Source organism: Klebsiella sp. ZJOU C1 (assembly GCF_035620215.1).
GTDB classification, from domain to species: Bacteria; Pseudomonadota; Gammaproteobacteria; order Enterobacterales; family Enterobacteriaceae; genus Klebsiella; species Klebsiella variicola.
Window position 1 is genome coordinate 4,364,145 of the sequence record NZ_CP141644.1, and the last position, 24,612, is coordinate 4,388,756.

The 24,612-nt window shown below is 41.5% G+C and carries 19 protein-coding genes; 13 read left to right on the plus strand and 6 right to left on the minus strand.

All coding sequences use genetic code 11. The features are described 5' to 3' along the window. Positions 1-169 precede the first annotated feature (169 nt). From SPE70_RS20865 to SPE70_RS20910, 10 genes are all read left to right on the plus strand, one after another. The gene (locus tag SPE70_RS20865; RefSeq protein WP_008806204.1) at positions 170-2,533 is read left to right on the plus strand and encodes a TonB-dependent receptor domain-containing protein; all 2,364 of its coding nucleotides are present in this window, start codon (positions 170-172) and stop codon (positions 2,531-2,533) included. A gap of 71 nt (positions 2,534-2,604) precedes the next feature. Then, a complete protein-coding gene (locus SPE70_RS20870; RefSeq protein ID WP_064170038.1) occupies positions 2,605-3,636 on the plus strand; it encodes a hemin-degrading factor in 1,032 nt (343 codons plus the stop codon). Beyond that, the gene (locus tag SPE70_RS20875; protein ID WP_050887251.1) at positions 3,633-4,451 is read left to right on the plus strand and encodes a heme/hemin ABC transporter substrate-binding protein; all 819 of its coding nucleotides are present in this window, start codon (positions 3,633-3,635) and stop codon (positions 4,449-4,451) included. The genes SPE70_RS20870 and SPE70_RS20875 overlap by 4 nt, the downstream gene beginning before the upstream one ends. Next, the gene (locus SPE70_RS20880) at positions 4,451-5,446 is read left to right on the plus strand and encodes a FecCD family ABC transporter permease (protein ID WP_022064536.1); all 996 of its coding nucleotides are present in this window, start codon (positions 4,451-4,453) and stop codon (positions 5,444-5,446) included. Before SPE70_RS20875 ends, SPE70_RS20880 begins: the two co-directional genes overlap by 1 nt. Next, positions 5,439-6,218 (plus strand): heme ABC transporter ATP-binding protein, encoded by a 780-nt coding sequence (locus SPE70_RS20885; protein WP_046622640.1) that lies wholly within the window; start codon positions 5,439-5,441, stop codon positions 6,216-6,218. Before SPE70_RS20880 ends, SPE70_RS20885 begins: the two co-directional genes overlap by 8 nt. Positions 6,219-6,496: 278 nt before the next feature. Then, positions 6,497-6,979 carry an Hcp family type VI secretion system effector gene (locus SPE70_RS20890; RefSeq protein ID WP_002915094.1) on the plus strand — a complete coding sequence of 161 codons (483 nt, stop codon included), beginning with the start codon at positions 6,497-6,499 and terminating at the stop codon, positions 6,977-6,979. A gap of 11 nt (positions 6,980-6,990) precedes the next feature. Continuing rightward, positions 6,991-7,440, plus strand: coding sequence for an STM2901 family protein (locus tag SPE70_RS20895; RefSeq protein ID WP_072122884.1), 450 nt, complete (start codon positions 6,991-6,993; stop codon positions 7,438-7,440). Beyond that, complete coding sequence (locus tag SPE70_RS20900) at positions 7,425-7,772, plus strand: DUF1493 family protein (RefSeq protein WP_008806210.1); 348 nt, start codon at positions 7,425-7,427, stop codon at positions 7,770-7,772. The genes SPE70_RS20895 and SPE70_RS20900 overlap by 16 nt, the downstream gene beginning before the upstream one ends. A 1,408-nt stretch (positions 7,773-9,180) precedes the next feature. Beyond that, complete coding sequence (locus SPE70_RS20905) at positions 9,181-15,006, plus strand: rhoptry family protein (RefSeq protein WP_097401547.1); 5,826 nt, start codon at positions 9,181-9,183, stop codon at positions 15,004-15,006. Then, entirely contained in the window at positions 15,003-16,844 is a 1,842-nt protein-coding gene (locus SPE70_RS20910) for a hypothetical protein (protein ID WP_097401548.1), read from the plus strand. The genes SPE70_RS20905 and SPE70_RS20910 overlap by 4 nt, the downstream gene beginning before the upstream one ends. 144 nt (positions 16,845-16,988) lie before the next feature. Here SPE70_RS20910 and SPE70_RS20915 read toward each other — a convergent pair whose 3' ends face one another. Continuing rightward, positions 16,989-17,381, minus strand: coding sequence for a hypothetical protein (locus SPE70_RS20915; RefSeq protein WP_228673450.1), 393 nt, complete (start codon positions 17,379-17,381; stop codon positions 16,989-16,991). A 124-nt stretch (positions 17,382-17,505) separates the two neighbouring features. Between SPE70_RS20915 and SPE70_RS20920 the strand changes: the two genes are divergently transcribed. From SPE70_RS20920 to SPE70_RS20930, 3 genes are all read left to right on the plus strand, one after another. Continuing rightward, complete coding sequence (locus SPE70_RS20920; RefSeq protein ID WP_023321516.1) at positions 17,506-17,931, plus strand: hypothetical protein; 426 nt, start codon at positions 17,506-17,508, stop codon at positions 17,929-17,931. After that, the gene (locus SPE70_RS20925; protein ID WP_008322746.1) at positions 17,909-19,135 is read left to right on the plus strand and encodes a relaxase/mobilization nuclease domain-containing protein; all 1,227 of its coding nucleotides are present in this window, start codon (positions 17,909-17,911) and stop codon (positions 19,133-19,135) included. Before SPE70_RS20920 ends, SPE70_RS20925 begins: the two co-directional genes overlap by 23 nt. 313 nt (positions 19,136-19,448) lie before the next feature. After that, entirely contained in the window at positions 19,449-20,093 is a 645-nt protein-coding gene (locus tag SPE70_RS20930; protein WP_097401552.1) for a hypothetical protein, read from the plus strand. 188 nt (positions 20,094-20,281) lie between these two features. Here SPE70_RS20930 and SPE70_RS20935 read toward each other — a convergent pair whose 3' ends face one another. The 5 genes from SPE70_RS20935 to SPE70_RS20955 form a co-directional block, all read right to left on the minus strand. Next, positions 20,282-20,695 (minus strand): hypothetical protein, encoded by a 414-nt coding sequence (locus tag SPE70_RS20935; protein ID WP_001513941.1) that lies wholly within the window; start codon positions 20,693-20,695, stop codon positions 20,282-20,284. Positions 20,696-20,852: 157 nt separating this feature from the next. Beyond that, entirely contained in the window at positions 20,853-21,107 is a 255-nt protein-coding gene (locus SPE70_RS20940; RefSeq protein WP_097401553.1) for a plasmid replication protein, read from the minus strand. Next, the gene (locus SPE70_RS20945; RefSeq protein ID WP_008322748.1) at positions 21,104-21,964 is read right to left on the minus strand and encodes a replication initiation protein; all 861 of its coding nucleotides are present in this window, start codon (positions 21,962-21,964) and stop codon (positions 21,104-21,106) included. Before SPE70_RS20945 ends, SPE70_RS20940 begins: the two co-directional genes overlap by 4 nt. 448 nt (positions 21,965-22,412) lie before the next feature. Next, positions 22,413-23,003 carry a hypothetical protein gene (locus SPE70_RS20950; RefSeq protein ID WP_023321520.1) on the minus strand — a complete coding sequence of 197 codons (591 nt, stop codon included), beginning with the start codon at positions 23,001-23,003 and terminating at the stop codon, positions 22,413-22,415. After that, positions 23,000-24,463 carry a tyrosine-type recombinase/integrase gene (locus tag SPE70_RS20955; protein ID WP_324726723.1) on the minus strand — a complete coding sequence of 488 codons (1,464 nt, stop codon included), beginning with the start codon at positions 24,461-24,463 and terminating at the stop codon, positions 23,000-23,002. The genes SPE70_RS20950 and SPE70_RS20955 overlap by 4 nt, the downstream gene beginning before the upstream one ends. Between the last annotated feature and the right edge of the window lie 149 nt (positions 24,464-24,612).

Genomic DNA, 24,612 nt, shown 5'->3' on the forward strand with positions numbered 1-24,612 from the left:
TTTAAATGAAGAACACATGATTATTTTGTTGCAAACGATAATGCCTATCATTACCATTCGCAATCAACAAATGGAGTAAGATCCCATCCGCAACGGAAAAGACGGAGCAACCTGCAACTCTGGAAGTAACGCGTGAGCCGATACTAATAACGATCAAGGCGTGGCGACTATGTACAAATCGACTCCGTCAGCAGCATGGTGTAAAAAACGCCTGCTGGTGACCTCTTTGCTTGCAGCAATTTATCAGACTTCTGCCATCGCAGCAGACACTTCCGCCGTTAGCGGCGAGGCGGTGGATGACACCTCGGAACAAATGACCGTCACCGCCCCCGCACCGGTGCAGAAAGCCGGTAGTGAGCACAGCATCAGCGCCCAGGAGCTGGAGGATAAAGGCGCTAACGATTTTGGCTCTATCATGCGCTATGAGCCGCTCATCAGCGCCACCGGGGCCAGCGGCGGCTCCGGCAACGGCAAAAGCGGCTTCGACCGCGGAGGCTACACCGGCTACAACATCCGCGGCATGGAGAGCAACCGCGTCGGCATCGACGTGGACGGTATTGCCCAACCCAACGCCACCGGCCGCGGCTACGTCGGTCGCGCCGGGCTCAACACCTTCGGCATCGGCCGCGATTATATCGACCCGTATATGTATGGCAGTGTGGATATTCAGTCCGGCGCCACCTCGACGGAAACGGCCAACAGCGCTATCGGGGGAAATGTCTCCTTCCGCCCGAAATCGGCGGATGATTACCTGCGCCCGGGCAAGACCAGCGCCTTCGGCTACCGCAGCGGTTACGACTCTGCGGATCGCAGCTGGCACAACGGGGTGACCGTCGCCGGCGGCGATGAGTTCCTGCGCGGAATTTTGGTCTACAGCCGCCGTGATGGCCAGGAAACTGAAAACAACAGCGGCACCGTCGACGCCTACCCGGCGAACTGGCATTCCGATGCTTTTCTGGCCTCCGGGATCTGGCAACCTAACGATGAGCACAAGCTGACCAGCACCTTCGACTATTACCATAAAACCAACCACACCCACTACGATACCTGGGACTCCAGTGGCAACAGCACCATCGGCACCGCCAACCAGACCAGCCAGACCCGGCGCTGGGGCCTGAGCCTGAAGGATGACTGGACGCCGATGAACGACTACCTCGACAGCGTCTCCACGAAAATCTACTACCAGCATACTGAAGCCCATGACTGGACTTATATGCCGGACAGCGTCACCCGCCGCATGCAGACGGTGAACTCCAACTACGACACCGACACCTGGGGCCTGCAGACCGCGCTGGCGAAAACCCTGGGCCGCCACGATCTGAGCGCTGGCTTCAACGCCAGCACCAGCAAAACCCAGCGGCCGTTCAGCCAGTCGCCGATCCCCAGCGTTTACAGCGAGATCATGCAGCCGGAGGCAGACAGCCGCAGCTACACTCTCGGCGGCTTTGTCCAGGATAAGATCAACTTCGACCTTGATAGCCACAACTTCGCCATTATTCCCGGCGTGCGCGTGGTGCATCAATCGACTAAGCCGGAAAATCTGTCCGACCTTGCCGCCAACAGCAGCGTACTGACCGAATCGTCGGTGGCGAATCTGTACGGCAAAAACAGCGATACCCAGGTTCTGCCGTCGTTGACCTTCCAGTACGACCTCACCCCGCGCCTGATGACCTACCTGCAGTACCAGCGCGGCGCGCAGTTCCCCAACGCCAGCCAGCTGTATGGCTCCTGGAACCTCGGCTCCAGCTACGCCGGTAGCCAGCAATATGCCCTGATCGGCAATACCGATCTGAAGACGGAAACCAGCGATAATCTCGAGTGGGGGCTGAAAGGGGAAGTCACCGAAGGCATCACCGTGCGCACGGCGCTGTTCTACAACAGCTATAAGAACTTTATCGCCTATACGCGCTATACCCGCGCCAATAATCCGGGCCAGTTCACGAATGTGCCGTCGAACATCTACACCATTTATCAGGCGGAAAACCGCGATAAAGCCTATATCTACGGCGGTGAGATCAGCACCAAATTTAACTTTGGCACCTGGTTTGAGCAGGTGAACGGCCTGAGCACCACCCTCGCCCTCGGCTATAGCGAAGGGAAATCGAAATCCAGCTACAGCGGCGATAAATACGTCGACCTCGACAGCGTGGCGCCGATGAAAGCCATCGTCGGCGTGGCGTGGGACGATCCGGCGAAACGCTACGGCACCGCCCTGACGGCGACCTTTGTCAAAGGGAAACAGGCGACCACCACCAACCGAGAAAGCTACAGCAACAGCGGGTCCGCCATCACCGATGCCAGCAGCGACTATATGCGCGTGCCGGGCTACGGCATGCTGGACTGGACCGCGTACTGGCAGGTGGCGAAAAACGTGCGCCTCAATGGCGGGGTCTACAACCTCACCGATCGTAAATACTGGGATTACCTGAGCAGCCGCAATATCGAGACCGGCACCAACCAGGACGCCAACGATAAAGCGCTGGCGGTGATGCCGGGCCGCACCTGGCAACTGGGCGTCAACGTCGACTTCTGATTGCCCGAATAATAACGCACCTGCCCCCGGCCCGCCGGCCGGGGATATTCATCGTCGAGAAGGATATGATTATGCCAAATGCACACCCTGACCTGTGGCAGCGCTACCAGGCCACCAAAGCGGCCAGTACCGCGAAATATGCCCGCGATATCGCCGCGGAAATGGGGATCAGCGAAGCCGAGCTGACCGCCGCCCGCCTCGGCCATGATGCCGTGCGCCTGAGCGATGACGCCCGGACGCTGATTGCCGCCCTGGAGCGCGTCGGCGAAACCAAATGCATCTGCCGCAACGAGTATGCCGTGCATGAGCAGGTGGGCCAGTTCACGCACCAGCACCTCAGCGGCCACGCCGGGCTGGTGCTGAATCCGCGCGCGCTCGACCTGCGTCTGTTCCTCAGCCAGTGGGCCAGCGCCTTCCATCTGAACGATAATGGCCGTCAGAGCATCCAGTTTTTCGACCACCACGGCGACGCCCTGCTGAAAGTCTATGCGACCGCGCAGACCGACATGGCGGCCTGGGACACCCTGATCGCGGAACATCGGGTAGCGGCGCCCGCACCGCTGGCCCTGCGCCCGCTGGAGCCGGTGAAATATGCCGATACCGCCGACGGCGCCGCCCTGGAGAACGACTGGCGCACGATGACCGACGTTCACCAGTTCTTCGGTCTGCTGCGTAAATATCAGCTTTCCCGCCAGCAGGCTTTCCGTCTGGTGAGCGACGACCTCGCCTGCCGCGTGGATCGCCATGCGCTGCCGCCGCTGCTGGAGACGGTGCGCCAGGAGGGCAATGAAATCATGATTTTCGTCGGCAATCGCGGCTGCGTGCAGATCTTCACCGGCGCCCTGGAAAAGCTGGCCCCCATGCGCGGCTGGCTGAATATCTTCAATACCACCTTTACCCTGCATCTGCGCGAAGAGAGCCTCGATGAAGTGTGGGTGACCCGTAAACCGACCTCAGATGGACACGTCACCAGCGTCGAACTGTTCGCCAAAGACGGCACCCAGATTGCCCAGCTCTATGGCCAGCGCAGCGAAGGCCACCCCGAGCAGGCACAATGGCGCCAGCAGGTAGATCGTCTGACCCGTGAAGGACTGCCCGCATGATGCGCTGGTTACTGCTCTTCATCGCTTTCCCGCTGCTGAGCCACGCTGCCGTTGAGCGGCTCGTCACCCTCGGCGGAGATGTCACTGAGATCGTCTATGCCCTTGACGCGGAACAGAGCCTGGTGGCGCGGGACAGCACCAGCAGCTGGCCCCCGGCGGTGCAAAAGCTGCCGGACGTCGGCTACCTGCGACAGCTGAACGCCGAGGGGATCCTCGCGTTACGCCCGCAGCTGGTATTAGCGAGCGCCCAGGCGCAGCCCTCGCTGGTCTTACACAAAGTACAGGCGAGCGGGGTGAAGGTGGTTAACGTGCCGGGCGGCGAAAGTCTGTCCGCGATCGATAACAAAGTGGCTGTCATTGCCGAAGCGTTAGGCAAAACGGCGGCAGGCGACGCGCTGCGCCAGCAGCTTCAGCAACAGATCGCCGCCATTCCCACGCAGCCGGTTGCTAAGCGGGTGCTGTTTATTCTCAGCCACGGCGGAATGAATACCCTGGTGGCCGGACAGCACACCGCGGCCGATGGCGCCATTCGCGCCGCCGGGCTGCAGAACGCGATGCAGGGCTTCGACCACTATCGCGCCATGTCGCAGGAAGGAGTCGCCGCCAGCCAGGCGGATCTGGTGGTGATCTCCGCCGATGGTCTCAAAGGGATGGGCGGCGAAGCCGGGCTGTGGAAACTGCCCGGCCTGGCACAGACCCCGGCGGGGCGTCATAAACAGCTGCTGACGATCGACGACATGGCCCTGCTGGGCTTCGGGCCGCGCACACCGCAGGCGATAATCGCGCTGCGAAACAAAGCGGAGCAGTTGCCCTGATGCGCCCTGCCCTCGCCCGCCGTTTGCTGTTGATGACGCTGCTGCTGGTCTTCCTGACACTGTTTGCCACCACCCTCGGCGCCATGCGCTTGCCGCTGGTCAACTTGCTGCCTTCCGGGGATGAGATGCTGCGCCACATCTGGCTGAGTATCCGTCTGCCGCGGGTGCTGCTGGCCCTGCTGGTGGGCGCGGCGCTGGCCCTCTCCGGTTGCGTGATGCAGGGGCTGTTTCGCAACCCGCTTGCCGACCCGGGCCTGCTGGGCATCAGCAGCGGCGCCGCGCTGGCGGTGGCCAGCTGGCTGGTGCTTCCGTTCTCCGCTACGGGGCTGATCGCCCTGTACATGCCGATGCTGGCGGCGTTTATTGGCAGCCTGGCGGTGATGGTGGTGATTTTCATCCTCAGCCGGGCGGAGGAGGGTTCGCTGTCGCGCCTGCTGCTGGTGGGGATCGCCATCAACGCGCTGTGCGGCGCGCTGGTCGGCGTCCTGTCCTGGCTGAGCAATGACGCCCAGCTGCGCCAGCTGTCGCTGTGGGGAATGGGCAGTCTGGGCCAGGCCGAATGGCCGACGCTGCTGGTGGCCGCGACCTTGATTATCCCGGCGGCGCTGGCGGTGTGGTGGATGGCGTCCCGCCTCAATCTGCTGCAGCTTGGCGATGAAGAGGCACACTATCTCGGGGTCAACGTGCAGGCGCTACAGCGCTGGCTGCTGCTGTGCAGCGCGGTGCTGGTGGCCGCCGCGGTGGCCATCAGCGGAGTCATCGGCTTTATCGGCCTGGTGGTGCCGCACCTGATGCGCCTGTGGCTGGGACCGGACCATCGCGGACTGATCCCCGGCTCGCTGCTGGCCGGCGCGATCCTGCTTCTGCTGGCCGACACCCTGGCCCGCACCGTGGCGGCGCCGGCGGAGATACCGGTCGGTCTGCTCACCAGCCTGCTGGGCGCCCCCTGGTTTCTGTGGCTGGTCTTTCGTCGGGAGAACTCCAGACATGGTTAATGAATACTGCGCCCAGGGGCTGGCGCTTCGCCTCGGCCAGCGGCAGATCATCGACAACGTCTCCGTCGCGCTGCGCGGCGGCGAGATGACGGCGCTTATCGGGCCGAACGGCGCCGGGAAATCCACTCTGCTGCGGCTGTTGACCGGCTATCTGACTCCGGACAGCGGCACCCGCCGTCTTGCAGGCAAGCCGCTGGAGGCCTGGTCCCCCGAGGCGCTGTCGCGCCGGCGGGCGGTCATGCTGCAGCGAACGGCCCTGCAGGCCGACTGGACGGTGGAAACGGTCATTGCCATGGGACGCGCACCGTGGGGCGCGACGGCAGATCCGGCGGTGCTGGCGGCGGTGATGGCCGTCACCGGCTGCGATGGCCTTGCCGGTCGCCGCTATCCCGGCCTCTCCGGCGGCGAGCAGCAGCGGGTGCAGCTGGCCCGCTGTCTGGCGCAGCTGTGGCGCGACGGCGCGCCGCAGGGCTGGCTGTTTCTTGATGAGCCCACCTCGGCGCTGGATCTTTACTATCAGCAGCACCTGCTGCGTTTGCTCAAACGGCTCACCGCCGGCGGGCAACTGCATGTCTGCGTGGTGCTGCATGACCTTAACCTCGCCGCCCTGTGGGCCGACCGCATTCTGCTGCTCCACCAGGGAAATCTGGTCGCCCAGGGCACGCCGCAGGAGGTGATCCAGCAGCCGGTTATCCATCGCTGGTACGGGGCGGATGTCCGCCTCGTCCAGCACCCGGACAACGCGGCCCCCCAGGTTTATCTGGCGCCATAATCCCCGCGCGGCGCAACTGGAATCCGGATCGCGCCGCGCTTACGCTTTCTGGCAATAATTGCCTGCATTATATTATTGAGGGTCATTTATATTTAAAATCTATACCAATGGCGTAATAACCCAATGAAATATTTACGACAGCTATTTTTAAATATAAACCATCATTACAGAGAAGATATTTCCCGTATTAATCCAAAAACGACACATTGATTATTTACTGCGCTTAATCAACTCGATACACTGTTTTCTTTCTAATGATAATAGAGGGAAGAAGAAGCATGGCTATTCCAGGTAATATGTGGATATACGACGACGGTGGGGCACTAATCAAAGGTGGTTGTGATGTTGCAGACAGGGAGTTCAGCATCGAATTTAAAGGGTTTCATCACAATCTCTCCATTCCCACTGATAATGCCACTGGCAAGCCTACCGGCACTCGTCAGCACTCACCAATGATCATCGTTAAAGAATTCGACTATTCCAGTCCATACCTCTACAAAGCAGTAGCTACTGGTCAGAACCTGAAATCTGCTGAAATCAAATGGTATAAAATCAGCGATGCTGGTCAAGAAGTGGAATACTTCAATATGCTACTTGAAGGCGTCCGAATCGTATCAATATCTCCTACAATGGCTTCCCCAGAAGACAAGAACAACAACCATCTTGAATCTGTCGAACTTAGATATGAGAAGATCACCTGGAAACATTGTGACGGAAATATAATTTTCACCGATGCCTGGAATGAAAGACAAACAGCATAATAGATGAGCAAATGGATACGACAGAAGAACTAAATGGAACCTATTTCTATCACGGACTATCCAATCTTTCGGCTGGTGAACTTTTTGATGTCATTTTTCTTGAACAATTTTGTGACGAACTTGGCATTGGTATTGAATCTGGTGCCGCTATCCTCGCCGGGCAACCTTGGCTAAAAACCAGAACAAAGCCAGGAGAGGCAATAAAAGGAACAAGTGTTGTTTCTAAATATGGAAGGATGCTTCTGAGAAATGCAAAAACTCCATTTGGTATTAGGGTTCCTACACCCGTTGGTGTAAGAATGAGAAAAACGAATAGTCTTGCTGCTGTTATCGCCCGTTATGTTCCGTGGTTAGGTTGGATAGGACTTGTAAACTCAATTTATCAAGTTTCAAGAAAAACTCAGGAAAAATACAACCTAATAGCTCGCCCCAAAGACCGTATACAATGGACATCCTTTTAATGAAAAGCATTCAAGATCAGGTTTTAGACTTGTTTAAAGATGAGATCTCAACCCGTTTAGATAAAAATTGGAAAGAAATCCCATTGGAACTTGATTATGACTTATTTGATGCTCCCGGCGACGATCTGCATGACGCTTTAAATAAATTTGAACAAAAATTTAATGTTGATCTTTCCAGTGTTAAATGGTCGTGTTATTTCCCTTGGGAGAATACTCCAATGCTAACTCGGTGGTTTAAAGTAAAACGAGAAGATGTAGAAAAAACGCGTAAACCTTTAACTATCAAAATGTTTGCCGAATCAGCAAAAGCAGGTAAATGGCTTTACGACTAGCAACCACAAGCCGTTGTCGTAACGAGGTCTACGGCCAGAAGGCAGAACAACATCGACGGCGAACGTAATGTATGAAGACGATCGCGTGGCGGCGGTTCAATTACTGTGACGGTACCCCGCCCCCTCTGCAACTGGAATCCGGATCGCGCCGCGCGCTTTCGTCGGTTTCCCTCACCTGCCCATCTCCGTTATTATGTCTCATCCATGTGATAACGACGACAACTACAAAATCGCAGCCATTTCAAATCAGGGATCTGGATAACACCCCATGAGCACAATTGACAATCTCGACGCCCACACGCCGATGATGCAGCAGTACATTTGTTTTTTGGTTAACGCATTGTTCTATATGAGATAAATAATATATTTTAAATAAAGGTATACGTATGAGCTACAAAATACTCACAAAAAGGGCATTGAGATATAGTTAACGAAATTAAAAAATGTTGAGATAGTCGGAGTTAGATTTTCTTATGTTTGTAGTTTCGTGGTCCTCAATGCGGTGGGAGAAGCGGAGCGTTTGCAGGTTGGGTACGGAGCCTCAAGTTGCTAAGTTCGATAGGCTGAAAAATTCTTGGCGGCTAGATATTTCACTTTTAGAGCCTCTCTTGCAAATTACATATTCATCACGGGTTAGCATCTTAATGTGAAGGAGTAAGAAACGCTGAGAAATCATGGCAAGTTTCATCATGCCGAAGGACAAACTTTGTGCCCTCACGCCACTCGTGGATGCATTATATGCATACCAAAGCAAGTGCAGCCTAGCTTTACACTGTAGCTCGTACAGTTCTCAGGTCAGCGATCTCGCAAGCATGGAGAGTCGGGGATGACAGTATTAGAACTCACCTTTAGTATTCTTGTAGTATCCTGAAAATCTACGTGCTTAAGCGCTGTATCGGCAACTTTTTGATGAGCTATGGATTCTCTTGCTTCGCAGGTACATATAAGTTTAAATGCAATTATATGATTGCTATGAAATTCCTTTTGATTGATAGGGCTCAACTATGGCTATAATTTGCATTTAACTGACAGCATGGATAATGAATAGCTAAGGTTGCTGCGCCAGATGTCGAATACCAATATGTAGACCGAAGTTTCTATCAATTGAAAACATCTCCTAAGTGCAAAGGTAAAATCATAATTCAAAGCTATGAAATTGAATGAGTACATAGGCCCATATAAATTATGACGGTCTAATTTTTGGTAAGTATATAAAATTAATATCAAAAAATTTATCATTGAACTTAAACGATTGAGCAAAGCATTAGGCAAGTAAACACAAAAAATTACATTAAAACACTCTTTGACACAGTTGAAAAAAAATGATAGAAAGGAGATATGATGAGGGATAGCATAAATTTCGACATACCTAATCAAAATTTATCTTGAAGAGTAGAAGGATAAACTAATGAGCCATATTATGCCGCTAAATAACCTCCCCAAATTATTTAGCAAAGATGGTAAATCAAGCGTTAATAACGAACTTATAAAAAATATAATTCAAATAGAGCAAACACCATCAAAAAAAATAAAACTCTTGTTCAAACAAATGAGTTTTGAAAAAAATTCAAAACAAGAAGATATTATTATTACACTTGCATCAAAAGTGATTGAAGGAGATTTTAGAAGGAGATGGATAGATCTCTTCGAAAGCAATCCCAATAAATGTGCTATAGCACCATTCAATTCGCTTACCTCAAAATACTTAATCAATAAAAACGCAAAATTTGAGATCAGCTCCAATTATTTTTCAGAATTATTTGATATAGTAAAATCAAAATCTAAAGAACATCAAAAATATTTTCCAAAGTTGGATAAGATTGATATCTTAATCGAGAAAGCTTTACAAGAAGAGGATATTGGACCTCTGTTTCTATGGACGTTAATTGAAAAGGCTGAATACGCAGTTTTAACTGGATCAAATGATAAAAGGTTAGTTAATTTCAAAAGTGCAATACTACAAGAATTAAAAAAAATTAATGCCACAACTGTAATAGATAGCTTGCTCCCGAACGACTGGGTAATTTCTTCTCTTCCAGAAGTAAAAGTGAATATCACTAATGACAAAATAATAGAAACAAATCTACAGATAACAGAAAAAAAACCAGAAATTAATAATCCAATGCATGAAAGTTTCTGTCTGATAAGGAAACAATTAAACAGTAGTCATGCGAAGATAAAAAGTTCCATTCAATTAATAACGACGAAATCATCATCCATACTTTCGAGCAATAACTGCGAAGCAAATATCGATCAAATTAATATTAATTTGATAACAGTACAAAATGAATTTTCAATAATTAATAATGTACTAAATAAATTTCAAGAAGAAATATTTGAATTCGTGTCTCCATGTTTGAAAATATTAGGGTGCGAATTTACGTTGATTTTACCTAATTTCAAAAATGTAAATGGGATACCTGAGCTAATAATAGAATTCGAGCAACTCGAAGAGAAAACAAAAAACATATTCATATCTTTAGTTAATATAAAACTCTCTCCTTATGCAAAAGAAATTTACCTTGATGAGATTGAGAAATCCCTATCATCCATTCATGATTTAGAACAAGTTTGTAACTCCGCTCTTATAAAAATAAGCCATCTCGAAAAAGGAATTTCAGCCTTAACTAAATTAACACAAAAAATAAAAGAACATGTTAAGGACTTAGAATTAACCTCAGATTACTTTAGAAACGAAATAGATCAAGACTTACAAAGCATTTTCTTATATAAGAAAGCTAAAAACGAAATCGATGATATGTTATCATTAGCCGCCGTTAAAGTTGGGCATTCTAATGTTAGAGAATTGAGCGAATTAATAGAGAAAAACTCAAATGAAATAAGCATCAATCAGCTTAAAGCAGTAATCACCCTCATCAATTTCCTGCCAACACAACTAATAGACTTGTTAATTAATAAGCACAACGTACTCAAGCCAATAATCACTCTTGCACATATTCATTTAGTACTACACCCTAAAGTTTCAATCCCAAACAAACACTTACTTCTAAATTCAAGATCTTTTTTGGAATTTAAAAGCAACACTAACAGATCACTTTCTAATTTTTTAAATGAAATATCCAATTTATATACGACACAAACATTAAAGAATGGTTATTCATTCTTGATCAGAAAAATGAGTAGCCTTTCCATAAAAGAAACAGATTCAAAAATATCTGAAAAATACATTTCAGACCTCCTTAACATATTAACATTCTATAAAAAAGGAGGACGCACAACATATGCACACATTTGGAGTGAAGCATACAATGATCTTTTTGCACCATTATTAAAATATATCAAAGAGAAAGATTTAAATAAGTTTGTTGACTCATTTAATAACATGGTTTCAGTCTTAGATTTAGACTCCAAGCTATCCACTTGGAAAGTTAATATTCCAGAACATCTCAAGAAAAACTCTGAATACAATAAGAATATTAAAAACACCGTAAGGTCAAAAATAGAAGAAATAGAGAATTACATTGAGGATAACAACAACTTTATTGTTGAAAACAAAAAAGACAACTTCGTGGAATTGCTTAAAAATCTTTTAAATGAGCAAAGTGCTGATTCAAAGCCGTTTCACTTCTGGCTTAATAACTTAGACAGTTTTGAAAAAGATACTTCAAACTATACAATATTAAAAAATCTCTCTGGCAATGAGGTAAACATATCATCAGATTTAATTCCAGCTCAGTTTGTTCGCTCTTTTATAAAATCAGTAAAAGGTGAAACTATAAGCAATGATGATCTGTTCTATGACACCCTTACAAATACAATCGAAAATTACACACCTACCGATATAGCAAAAGAATACCTTGAGCACGATATTCTGGAAGGCTATACAAAATTGCTAACTGAAATAAAGGGTGATGAGATAAGTTTAGAACTGGAGAGAACAATTGAAAAAAGAATAGAAGAAAAAAGTGAACTATTTAAAGCAAGAATATCTGAAATAACTGACAGCATATTAAAGATGCCTTCAACCGAGAGGTCATTGTATAGTAGCGAGCTGAAAAAGGTTGAAGATTTATACGAGCAGCAAAAGTGGTATGAATTGAATCAGTTTATAACTGAATTGCTCATCATTATAGAAACATTCAAGAAAGAAGCTGTTGAACAAGTTAAAGTTAAAGAATTACAACGAAGGGTAAGCATCATTACCGGATCGAACACATCTATAAACGATATCAAAAAATTGGAGGCAATACACACTCAACTAATGGATGATATGAAGCAATGCATCCAGCATATAATCCAACTTCAACGTCTAAAGAAATCTGAGATTAATGACACACGCTTGATTAAAATCATTGATGAAAGCATTGAATTTTACTATAACAAAATCCCTTACCCTCATGAGCAACAATCTCAGATGATATCTTTTGCTTGGCAGCAAGCAATAGATCCATTGGTATTAGAATTATCCAGATCAAAAACATTATTACCTTCATATTATTCAAAACTGAGACTACTCGCAGAAACATTTTTATCTAACTTAATTAAATCAGATACTTTGGATAAAAATTCAAGATTCAATGAATTGATGCTTGAAACCTCAGATTTGTGGTCTTCTTTGCCTTCACAGGGTGAGTATAGCATCCATGATATTTATTCAGCTTTTACTACAGCTGGATTGGTAATAATTACAGAAAGTACTGAAGTTGAAAATACGGTTATATTTAACGAAGACCAAGTTAACTCAAGAACAACAGATTTGATAGAAGTTAATGCAGTAGAAAAAATAAATAATCGTCTAAAAAAGATAAGACAAACATTAGTTTCATTTGTAATTTCATCTACACATCAAAACGTTGACATTTTAAACGACACAAAGGTTATTGGTTTTGTAAAAGATAACAATTGGAAAGCAATATTAAATTCATCTCCATTTGTTTTAACAGATGAAGAAGGGAAACAAGAGCTCAGTAGTTTATATTTAATTGGATGGTGTTATGCATTTGTAATTGAAGGGGGGAATGGACTGGAGTTGAGTCATAAAGCTTATCTCTGCCATTTACTCAATATTGAAAAGGAAATATTAAATGTCGCAAAAATAAAATCAATCGCATTCGACAACTTACTTAATTTCTTTAAGTCAGCCTGTTCTCAAATTGAACATGACTCAATATTACCAAAAGCTAAAATTGTTAGTTTGGGTGATTCATTTTTGTTTGCTCATAATAATATCAATGAATTCATTAAATATGAAGAAGAATTCAATATTGTTTTTCTGGGTTTAGGTAATTCAACACCATATACATTAAAAGTACTTTGGGAATCTTTTTCAGGAGACCCTAAACAAGCAGAGTTGCGTGCATATTTCATGTATATATGCTGGAGCTTACATGCAAAGAATGTCTTAGCAAAATGCCTTACATTTTCTCCTATTGAGTTAGACTCTCGTAAAGCAACAGCATTAGCCGATATTTCAGAAAAGGCGTTGGTTGACAAGAATAATGACCTTTTACAACCGTTGTATGATTTAAAAAACTCACTATCATCAAAACCATATGCTTTATTTGTAGATCTACTTAGAAAAGTTGCTCCTGTGTATATGGAAGATGCAGCATCATTACAATTAGTTGGTCCTCTGGAAATTTTGACGCCGAAATTAGCAAAAGGTCGTCTCTGCATTACCCCACGAAAAAATGATGCCCCTGATACTCTCATCATTACATTACCCCCCAAAGGTCCTTTAAGATTTGACGGTGGAAAATTGAAAAATGAATTACTCGGACCATTTTTAGAGGAAAGTATAATACCAATTGATTTTGAACTCCTCATCAAGGATCTGGAGGACTTTAACATTGAAATTGATATCGACTCCATTTCAATCACTGGTATTAAGAATAAATATAGTTCTAAGCTAAATATTAAATTAGTTAACACAATTAGTTTTAATAAACTAACACCAGATGAAATAGAAGATGCTTTCGATAATTTCCCTGAACAACAAATGCGAGGTGATGAATATGTGCCTCGTATTGAGGATGAGCGTAAGATTGAAAAAGCATTAATCACCAGCAAGACTCTTAGAAGTATTTGGATTACCAGCCCGAGACGCTCAGGTAAAACCACAATGCTTTATAGAATCTTGGATTCATATTCACATAAAGTTGGTAGGGATATCATAGTAATTTACTTTACCTTAGATGAGAAAATTAAAAGCACTACTGATTTTAATAAATGGCTATGGAAAAGATTGAGAACTATCTTTGCTAATAAAGAATTAAGAAGCCTATATAATAATTTCAATGATATTGGGAAAGATCTGGATTATGAAACTGACGTTGGAACATTCATGTCTTCGCTTGCGGAATTATTAATTGAGCGCATCGAAAATGTCGGTATTGTTAATCGAGTAATATTCTTGTTCGATGAGGTAGACAAATTCGCATCAATGTATTTTGATAGTGAAGAAAACAAGGAAACCGTTAATACCATTTTATGGCAAATGCGAGAGATGATTTCTAATCGTAGAAATGTGGGCGTTGTTTTTGCTGGTTCAACAGCAGCAAAAGAAATTTTCATAACTAATCCAGCATCACCTTTCTATAACAGCATTGAGCATATAGAGTTGACTCCATTCTCCTGTAAAACAAAAGAAGCAGAAAATGCTGCCCGCAAGATTGTTGAGCCTCTTAAAATTCGAGGTAAGTATGAATTAAGCAAACAAAGCTTAGAGCATCTATTATGGGTGTGTGCCGGTATACCTTATTATATGAAACTACTGGCTGGCGCAACGTACTCAGTCATTCGGCAGAGCAAGGTTATTGAGTCTGATATAAATGATGGACTATATGCCCTCTTGAATAAAAATACCGGCATTACAAAACTTGACAGCATAGGTGGGGCATCTGGGACCGATGATTTGCGTACAACATTAACTCTAAAAACAAGTGATGAAGGTATCATAGCAAGAGCTGTTTTATTTACCCTCGCAGAATTATATAGTCCTGTAAGTGGCCATTCCGTTTTGAGAGGTAAACTTACCTCAAGTGATTGCAAACTTACTTATGAGTACAAACTGACAAAAAAACAAATAAATGATGGAATTGACTCATGCATAAAATTGGGACTAATTAAATACAATCAAGGTTCGTCAAGTAATAATTTATTCATTGCGATTCCAATTTTAGGTGAGTCAATTAGATTTAATTCACATAGATTTTGGGCAGAGATTGATACAGAGCTGAAAGAATTAAATAATCATTTGGGGGAAGAGAAATGATACCAAGTTATTTTAAAAAGTTATCTGAGACTATAGTTAAATCTTGGGTAAAGAAACGTAGCAATTATATTATTGTTTCACCGCCCATGTCTGATTCATATTTGTTCTTTAAACAATTAGTTGACATGAATTCTATTAAAGAACTATTAGGGGAGGATGCACGAAAAATAAACATAACGATTTTAGATACTATTAATTTTAAAACCGAGTTTACTTTCGCTCAAGCAGTTTGCAAAGGATGGAATATCGATACTGAAAGACTTAAAACGAATGACCCTATAGAAATGTTGCACTGTGCTGTTGAATTCGTTACCGAGCGTGGCGAGTATCCAGTTCTAATAATAAAACGCTTTCATGAAGCTCTTTCAAAGCTTGGCGAAGATATTGGTACTACGCTAAGAAATCTAGAGCACGACTTTGCATTAAAAACTGTAGTAGAATTACCAGTTTCTATTAATACGCTTAGAGTAAAATGGGAACAAGAGAATCGAGAGTTAACACCATTTTTGGTGTCAGATTGGGGTCAAGGGCATATTCATAAACTTTTGAAAGGTTATGATATTAATGAGATTGATAATTTATTCAAATCCAATAAACTTAACAAAGAAATTATAATTCCTTTTTTTAAAATGACGGGAGGACTTCCCACTATTGTTGAGAGTTTAATTCAAGACCTTGAAACAATAAACAGTAGATCATTTGAGCCATTTTGCATATCAAAAGCCAATGACCTTTGTAGAAAACTGCATGAATGGTTTGAAAGTAATAACAGCTATTACTATCGTAAAGCAATCATAGATTTTGCTGATGGACAAGAGGAAGAAAAAAACTTAAATATTCTAAAATCTCATGATTGGTATGATATACTTTTCAACAAGCAGAATGAGTTAAATTTTAAAATGATCACTTATCCCATAAGAAGTTCTCTTCTTCGGGAGATAAATATATCAGAAGATACGCAAAAGATAAGAGATTACTTAGATAAAAATAATTTTTTGAAAATTGCTGATATTTTTCAAAATAAATGCACGACAGGTGCTGATTATAATTCAAAATATAGCTACGGTAGGGATTTAGCAAGTTTATGCCATGATCTGTCAGATATTCATAATAATTCATCTGACTGGGATGAAATTAAAAATAAAATAGTTAAACTCTCCATTAAAGAACTCCCCTTTAATAATAACATTAAAGCACACCTTAAACCTTGGTTGAACATTTCAAATCTTCTTTCAAGCTATTTTCAACAAAAATCTAAAAACGCAGGATTAAGAGTAGAGCAATTTGTTTGTGAAACAAATACAACACAGTTGTCTGATCTTCTTTCACTATTAGAAATGAGATTGCTTGATGCTGATCAAAACCAACCTTTTTATGCCTTGCAAGCAGTAATTTCCCATCCAGAATCACTATTACAATTGTACTGCCATTCTAAATTTAATTTGAAATTTTGGAAGTTTGATGGATTAGAGGTAGATTGTAGTGATATTTCTAATTTCATCAGAAGACCATTTGTAATGCCATCTAAAGATAGCACATTAGGATTTGCAACCCTTTTATTTTTAAGCACCTATTTATCTGCAAAGGACAATATGCAGAATGTTCTCGTACAAGAATTTAATGAAATGGAAAAATATCTTAACATATATGAGCTTAGAAAAGATCAGGTTCACAGTATGGCATTTATAAAAAATTCAGACTGGAGTGAATACCGTAATTTTTGCCAAAAGATGATAGCTGATATCAGAAAGAGTTTAGGCATTACTAATGCATATAGTCTTTCATTGCCAAATGAAATATTCACCATATATTTTACTAACTTATTAAAGATGAATTAGAATACTTTAGCAAGGGCTAACTTTAAGAAGCTACGCTTCTTAAAGTTTCCCTTGTTTTTCTTCTTTCAGTCGAAAAAAAATACGAAAACACGTTTTAAAGCAACTCTAAATAACTATTTATTAAATTATACTGAAAGATGTAGGTCATAGTCTTTTTTTATCAAAATTTCCAAAAGGTAATTTTCCAGCATTTGAAATAATTAATGCTTTTTCTTTTGAAGCAATTAGCGAAGATATATTTACCGACATAAAATCTAAATTATCGCACCACCAATTCACAAATATATACACATTCGGGCTCATAAGCCTATGAGCTTCCGAAAAATCATTCTTTGCAAACATCTCATTTATTGATTTCAAACTCTCAACTTCTGTCTTATTTACAATGATTCTAAACATATCTTCACCTGGATATGCATTGATTTCGCCTAGCCCTATTTTTAATATCTCGAATAATTCTTCCATAAGCAAATCAATCTCATTGAATGCTGAAATATATTTTTCCATACCACCCTCTTTTTTTCTTATATTTTCCACAAGCTACCTGAAGATTATAAAATGTCAAGAGTAATGCTTATGAATAAACATATATCAATAAACACCACTTGACATTACAGCAAATAAAGAATAATAAATTTATAAAAATAAAAAAGGAGTTTGTATGTTTGAAAATAATGCTGATGTCTACAATTACAAAAATAAAAACATTGATTTAAAATCCAATAACGCTAATTTATATAGAGATAAACTAAGGCAACACTGTGTGAGTGTTAGACTTAATAAAGAGGAATTACAATTTTTAAATGAAAAACGAGGAAACATAAGAAAAGGTGAATGGCTTCGAAAGAGCTTTCTGAACACAACCCCCACCCTCATTCCTCCAATCAATCTCGATGCCTGGAAAGAATTAGGGAAGATATCGCAAAACCTAAATAAGCTCAATATCCATCTTGATAACAAGAGTGATGGCAGCTGTTTGACAAATACAGAACTTTTTGCCGTTAGACGTCAAATCTCTGAGCTTCGTTTGCATCTCATAAATATCGATCTTTGGAGGATATCTGATGAAGGGAATGCAGAAGATTAAAAGAGGAAAATGTTTCTCAGGAATTATTCACTATGCTTTGAAATCAGTATCTCATCATAAAACTGTACCAAGAGTAATCGGTGGAAACATGCTGGGAAGCTCTACTACTGAGTTAATCGATGAATTTAATACAGCCAAAAAGCTTCGTGAAGATATAGTAAAGCCGGTGTGGCACAATTCACTTCGATTACCAAAAGATGATACGCTTACAGATTATCAGTGGTCTAATATCGCTGATGATTACATGGCACGTATGGGGTTCACGGAAACACATCTAAAATGCTATGTTCTACATGATGATATTAGCGGTCAACATATCCACATTATCGCCTGTCGTATTGATCTCATTGATGGCAGAGTCTACTTAGGTAAAAATGAAAATCTCATCAGTACACGTATTATCCAAGAACTGGAAGAAGATTATAAATTAACTCGAACTAGAGGGCCATCAGCTATTGGAGCGCAATCATCTAAGTCGAAAAATAAAAAAAGTCGTGGTGAGGATATGTTGGAAAAAAGAACTGGTAAGCCATGTTCTAAAGTCATAATCCAGGAAGCTATTGAAACCTTGCTTGTCAAAAATATTTCGACTATAGAATTTGTACATCAACTCAAAGAAAGAAACATTGTAGCTGTTCCAAACATCTCATCTACTGGTCGTATGAATGGCTTCTCGTTTAAATATGGAAATATGGCTTTCAAAGCATCGCAATTAGGAAAAATCTACTCATGGTCTGCTCTACAGAACAGGATCAATTATATTCCAGATCGCGACAACGGTTTTCTTTTAAATTTAAAAGCATCTTGCAGTGAAACTCTTGATATGATACCTCCTTCTGGAATTGTAATAGAAGAGGTTAATCCCACGATAGAAATGCTTGCACTTTGTAAAACTTCTCATGACGATAGATACGATACTGATTATACCAAAGAATGTATCTCGACAATTCCTAGTAATAGCGAAGGGGTGTTAACTGATGCTCCAAAATTAAGCTTAGAAATACCTAAGTTTAGATGGCTAGAAACAATTCCCTATATTGATGCAGTTATTAGTCTACTAAAAAACATCAAAATACTAACACTTAAACGTCCCAAAAACCCTAGTATTATCAGCAATATAAGAATTGCGAAGATAGCCCCTTTATGCCTCGCCACAACAGCTGAGCCTGTCTCGGTACACCGCAAACGATCACCATCATTGTAGGCATAACTTTTCTTTTTCGGTCTTCGGATGGATAGAACGCGCACCACAATTGATCGTTTATACCGATCGATAAAACAATCATGATAGCCTGCAACTATCATTATTGCTCAATCGATCGGTACAAGTGATTTGCCTTCTTTTCAAAATCAGTCAAAATGAAAATTTGTAATAACCGACATAACAGACTGATTTATCTAGCCTATTTATTCACAACCGAGAAAAGTATATTTTTTATGTCCAGTTTCAGCACATTCAAAAGCTTGAATTGCTTCATACATCGAATATGAATGTCATTTACTTAAAAGGAATCGGTATGAGCATTTACTCTATGAAGAGCAACAGTAAACAAGCAGAAACTGTTGATCCTAAATTCGTTTTCTTAGGGGAAACCTACGAGTTTGTTGAAACTTTTTCAGGCGAAGTCATCGAATCATTTAATGAACAGATCTTAGTAAGGAATGATTCAGGTGAGGAAACAAAAATTTCTGACTACGGTATTACATTCAGGAATTCACACCGCATTCATAAATATGAGTTGCGCCAATATAGTGGATATGAGCGGTGTAGTGTAAATTACGATGCTCTGATCGTAAATGAGAATACAGGTGAGTATAAAGTAAATTTAAGCAGAAAACTCATTGTCATACCTGCATTCATGACAATGTTATTAAATAATGTATCAATGGCATCACACTACAAAGTGATGCCTGTTCCCAAACTTTTTTATATCCTTTTCACTTTGCTTTGCTTAGCTTCTTTCATTGCCTTCTGTATTTTACTTGCAGGATATAAAGATGGGTATGTTTTCAATGAACACAAATATGAGTGGTTAACATATCTCCTATCTCGCTCAGCAACTTTTATCTGCATCCAATGGATGAAAAGAAAAAGTTCAAGGTTTGATAACGAAATCAGAAACATTATTTATAAGTTAGTTAAAAATAAAACATCATCATAAGGATAGTCGATTTATATAAGAAAGAATAATTATCTCCTCATTCACATTTCTGGCTCTGGTTGGCTGCTCCTCGGTTGAAAATCAGTCCTTAAAAATAAGACGCCAGACAGTGTGAAGACGAAACTACTAAAAGATAAGACTTCTAATAGAGCAAAAGCCTGTATCAAATCTACAGGCTTTTACTATCATTACAACCCATATTTTTTTCTCTTATTTTTCATTGATAAATCTCTTTGTAACTGGAAAGCATCATACTTCTTTTTTTCCTGAACATAGACCTTCTCTGATTGACTACCATTATCGACAATAAAATTAATAAGCAAAGAGCATATTTTCCTTATACGTCTCTTATCAATTAAATCATCATCTAACTTATTAATAAATTTATAGTATGAATAGAGTAGAAACGTCAAAACAACATCACTATTAGAGAATTTTATCTTTTCAATTTCTTGCTTATATTTAATATAAAAGCCAGAACAAAATAGATATGATTGTTCGATGACTTTTTGTTGCGGCACTCCAGATTCTGATATTTTACTCACAAACTTATCGAGAATAATTAAATACCTCTCCATAAGATCAAGCTTTGTATTTTTCATATTAACCTTTCCTATTATGATAAAAACCTTGAATTATTAATATAATTATCACATTTTTTACAAGTGTCAATAGACACTAATCATCCGTACAATATTACACAGTGAGATTTTATCTGCTGCACACAACACTAAAGTTATTTATTTAATGAGAGAAGAATTATTCGGTTTTATGTAATGCTAAATATCTTCTATAATACCCAATCGCACTGTGCTGTGTAGTATTCATCTTTTGAGCCACCTCTTTCCATTTCAAACCGGACGATCTCAACTGAAATGAAAGACTTCTTTTTTTAGATGCCTCTTTCAAGTAATCCTCACGAGAAATACCATAGTATTTAATAACAGTTGAACGTGATACTTCTGCTAATTTCGCTAAATCTTTCGCTTTTATTTTTTTACCGTTTATAATCATAATAATATCCTCAATGCTTTTTCTAATTTTTCTTTGGTATCAGTATTTTTTATTTTTCCAACATTATTCATCCCTCGTTTAGATTGAATAATTGAAAACTGTTTTTTTGAGAAATTTTTCCACGTCCACTTACAAACGCTTTGGCAAATTTGCCTAATTTCATTATGTGATAATGGGTTGTTAGAGTTGCTCTGTTTGTTAATTATATCAGCCGTTAAATACAAATAATTATAAAATTCATGCTCATTTTTACTCTCTTGATATTTTAGTATATTTTTATATGCAATTACTCTTAGATCTTCGAATAAATTAACATTGCGCCCTAATCCATATATATTTCTTTTGTTGCTATCATTCTTTCTAATTACATCAGGAACAAAATCAGCTAAATAGTATAGATCATACGCTTTAATATCTGTCCACGTGGTTCTCCATTCAAAGATGTTAAGAGGGTTCTTCATTAGAATATCAGCGTAAGATTTATCTGCTTTTAATCTTTCTGTAAATCCACACTGCACAACAGAAGCTAATCTTAGTGGTTTTATTTTTGAAGAGTTTGTTTTTAATACTGGTATTTTTAGAGCATAAAGTAAATGAGCATGACCATTTATTGTATTTTGTATGATCGCATTTGGTTTAGGCAGTCCAGCCATATCCCACGCAATTGCCCCATATTCATGATCCACATCAAAAACAAAACCATTTATAAAATATTTATTGTTATATCCTATATATTTCTTTAAGGTAGCTTTCTCTCTCGGTTTCCTGTATACACCATCATTAAAATCATCACAGCATAGAGCATATTTTTGTATTTGGCTCTTGTATTTATCCTCATTATATATTTCTTTTCTCATTATCATCCTCCTCTCATATTACCCCTCCGAATATCATTAAATACCTCTAATTAAAAAAGGAGTGTTATATATTAAATCATTTACCACCCTATAAATAATACAATATAAAACATTGTCAAGTGTCTATTTTAACCATATCAGATATTATATGGTTTCTGGTTGGAATTTAATGTGTCAAAAGGAACTAATAGAGAATATTTAATAGCCATGGATATATTAAAATAACAAAAAGAAAACTCTATAAATAATTTCAATCCAGAATAAAATGAGAGAAAATAGAAAAGTAAAGACCGTGATTTTTTTCTTGCTAATTTAGTATTTACTTATCTTTTTTATTTTTTAAATCTCTAAGAAATTATTGCTTCCATTATAGATTCTTATCACACACAGAAAATAAATCAATATTGCATACTGATATTTTAACTCAACCAGAAAAGGGTCTTTATATTTAATTCCCCAAGACATCATTCATTGTATATCTTTCTTGCGCTGCTTCTGAAGCATAGCTCAAATTATTTAGAATTGTTATGAAAATATTGTGCCAAATAATTCGTTCATTTTTATTTTCCCACTCTTTGAAAATAGCCTGCTCAACAGAAATCCAGACTATATCAACATTAGGCTCTGACAATAACTTTCTAAAAAGATCATCAGAGGTTGTCAAAGCATGAGATATTATTTTTTGTCCTGAAAAATTAGACAGCCAAAATGGATGCGGCTCACATAAATCGGTTAATGACGTAAATGTTAATCCACGGATTTGAGCTGCGTGCATAGTATTTTGGACCTTATGATTATCACGCCACGCTCGAAGATCTTTTAGCAAGTAATTTACTCGCTGGTTTCTCGCTTTGCTATTTTCTACTTGGTACTGGATATATGCTGGTCCACCGCCATTTTGCCTATATCGAGCAAGTGATTTTACACTAATACCAAGATACAGAGATGCCAACTCAACATTAAGTGTCGCATCATCAGGAATCTCACTAAAAAGCTTCCATACTTCTGAAAACTCTCTTAACGTCTCAACAACACTCATCCCTCTTTCCTTTCTGGTAATGGCGGATACTTCGCAGATGCTAAAAGTGCATTATACAATTTAGGTGCAGTCATTAGCATATGCAACTCAATCCTTTGAAGTGCCTCAAAAACTCGCTGATTATCTGGCACAGCATACCTTTCCGTAGGATCGGTGGTATTGCGGTGGTTAAGCAACTTTTTCACAACTGCATATGAAGTTAGCTCTTCTGCAACACGGCCAAAGGTTCTGCGCAGATCATGCATACCCAACTTCGTTATGCCTGCTTCCTGACAGATATACTCACGTAGGCTTTTACTGTCGGAATAGTGTCCAACCTTACTTCGTGATGAACGAGCCGGAAAAACCCATTTGCGTTTATCTGCTCGCTTTTCGTTATCGTTGACGATATCTCTTCGATCTTCCAGAATTCGCTTTGTAGCATCGCAGATTGGCAACTCATGGTCATTACGGTTTTTGGTGTCGTAGAATCGAATCATTCGGTTTTCAAGATCGACGTAGCTTGTCGTTCTGGCTTCCTCTTCTGTCAGAGTCTCTCGCCAGCACAGTGCAGCGGTTTCTTCTTTCCGGGCTCCAATCAGAACGGTTAGCAACAGATAATCACAACCCAACCGATTAAAACCTCGCTTATTGTGTAATGCAGTTAGAAAACGTCCCAGGGTATCTTTGGGAGACAATGGGTTTCGAACTCCCTTGGCACGATAGCTATCCTCCAGTTCAGATCGCGTTCTGAACTTCTTCTGTACCTTTAAAATTGAAAAAGGATTATAGGACAGCGAAGGTTGTCGTTGTTGTGTCTGGGCATTGCCAGCTTCAATTTCAATCGCATGTTTAACTGCAACATTAGCCCATCGGAAAGTTTGTTCAGCAGCCGTTCTTGCTCTTGAAGCAATTTCATCAAACTTACTAAGGATTTCAGTACCCGTAAGATCTTTTATCCGAAGGTTTTGCCATTCTTTCAACCGATTCTCAGCTTTGTCTAACACATTGAGAGTGTTTGGTTTAGCGGGTTTGGTTCTGCCAAGTAAGTGGCTCCTGTATTGGGCAAAAGCTTCACTCACGGTCAATTCAGCAAGATCGAGTTCCCTCTTAATCTTGTTGGGATTTCTCTTTGTTGCGATCATGGTCTGAACCAACTGTCGAGCTACCTCACGGGCTTGATCGATACTCGGAAAATCAGACACATTTCCAACCTTTACTTTCAAGACAGAGCTTGGCTTCTTACCCTCGCTGACATTACGATCTGACGAGGCTACTCTTCGCTGGATTACATAGGTTTTTTTCGTCAAACTGACCTTCACACCGAAGCCAACAGGTGAATCTCGATGATCGTCAAAAACTATGTAAGGCTTTTGGTCAGGGTTGGCTTCGAAAACGACTTTTCCAGAGCTACTGAGTTCAGGCTTAAAATTAATACTTAACTTGTTGATAATAAAAGCTTGGTTGAGAGTTGTTTTCAAAGTATCACCACCATTTGTAGCCCAAAGAAGGAGTACAACCAATCTATCACGCCTTGGGCTACAAGTGAGCTACAAATTTATGGGTTTATGTGGGTTTAAAGGGGTTTTACCTGGGGCCATATGAGCACTTGAAAGAATTAAAAAATGAG

Coding starts and splice junctions, on each gene's coding strand:
- SPE70_RS20875 (WP_050887251.1), top strand. CDS start 3,633: ATGATGCGCTGGTTACTGCTCTTCATCGCTTTCCCGCTGCTGAGCCAC.
- SPE70_RS20885 (WP_046622640.1), top strand. CDS start 5,439: ATGGTTAATGAATACTGCGCCCAGGGGCTGGCGCTTCGCCTCGGCCAG.
- SPE70_RS20890 (WP_002915094.1), top strand. CDS start 6,497: ATGGCTATTCCAGGTAATATGTGGATATACGACGACGGTGGGGCACTA.
- SPE70_RS20865 (WP_008806204.1), top strand. CDS start 170: ATGTACAAATCGACTCCGTCAGCAGCATGGTGTAAAAAACGCCTGCTG.
- SPE70_RS20895 (WP_072122884.1), top strand. CDS start 6,991: ATGGATACGACAGAAGAACTAAATGGAACCTATTTCTATCACGGACTA.
- SPE70_RS20905 (WP_097401547.1), top strand. CDS start 9,181: ATGAGCCATATTATGCCGCTAAATAACCTCCCCAAATTATTTAGCAAA.
- SPE70_RS20900 (WP_008806210.1), top strand. CDS start 7,425: ATGGACATCCTTTTAATGAAAAGCATTCAAGATCAGGTTTTAGACTTG.
- SPE70_RS20930 (WP_097401552.1), top strand. CDS start 19,449: ATGAGCATTTACTCTATGAAGAGCAACAGTAAACAAGCAGAAACTGTT.
- SPE70_RS20910 (WP_097401548.1), top strand. CDS start 15,003: ATGATACCAAGTTATTTTAAAAAGTTATCTGAGACTATAGTTAAATCT.
- SPE70_RS20935 (WP_001513941.1), bottom strand. CDS start 20,695: ATGAAAAATACAAAGCTTGATCTTATGGAGAGGTATTTAATTATTCTC.
- SPE70_RS20940 (WP_097401553.1), bottom strand. CDS start 21,107: ATGATTATAAACGGTAAAAAAATAAAAGCGAAAGATTTAGCGAAATTA.
- SPE70_RS20925 (WP_008322746.1), top strand. CDS start 17,909: ATGAAGGGAATGCAGAAGATTAAAAGAGGAAAATGTTTCTCAGGAATT.
- SPE70_RS20880 (WP_022064536.1), top strand. CDS start 4,451: ATGCGCCCTGCCCTCGCCCGCCGTTTGCTGTTGATGACGCTGCTGCTG.
- SPE70_RS20870 (WP_064170038.1), top strand. CDS start 2,605: ATGCCAAATGCACACCCTGACCTGTGGCAGCGCTACCAGGCCACCAAA.
- SPE70_RS20920 (WP_023321516.1), top strand. CDS start 17,506: ATGTTTGAAAATAATGCTGATGTCTACAATTACAAAAATAAAAACATT.
- SPE70_RS20950 (WP_023321520.1), bottom strand. CDS start 23,003: ATGAGTGTTGTTGAGACGTTAAGAGAGTTTTCAGAAGTATGGAAGCTT.
- SPE70_RS20945 (WP_008322748.1), bottom strand. CDS start 21,964: ATGAGAAAAGAAATATATAATGAGGATAAATACAAGAGCCAAATACAA.